General features: G+C 60.4%; 1 protein-coding gene. It reads left to right on the forward strand.

What is annotated here, in order from left to right:
- Positions 1 to 98: 98 nt before the first annotated feature.
- Positions 99 to 278: ferredoxin family protein (locus tag RVY79_RS19290; protein WP_317466178.1), on the forward strand; the 180-nt coding region annotated here is incomplete at its 3' end.

Consider the following 278-nt stretch of genomic DNA (forward strand, 5'->3'; position numbering starts at 1 on the left):
CGTCGGACCCGGCGGCTGCGTTACAATACGAGATTGCCGGCTTGGCACCTGCCGTGACCGCGCACCCCACGAATTCCTAGCATTAACCTCCAAGCGAAATGACTCACGTCGTTACCGAAAGCTGTGTCCGCTGCAAGTACACCGACTGCGTGGACGTCTGCCCCGTCGATTGCTTCCGCGAAGGCCCGAACTTCCTGACCATCGATCCGGATGAGTGCATCGACTGCGCCGTGTGCGTGGCCGAATGCCCGGTCAACGCCATCTACGCTGAAGAAGAC

It is taken from the genome of Chromohalobacter sp. HP20-39 (assembly GCF_033052815.1).
Taxonomy (GTDB): Bacteria; Pseudomonadota; Gammaproteobacteria; order Pseudomonadales; family Halomonadaceae; genus Chromohalobacter.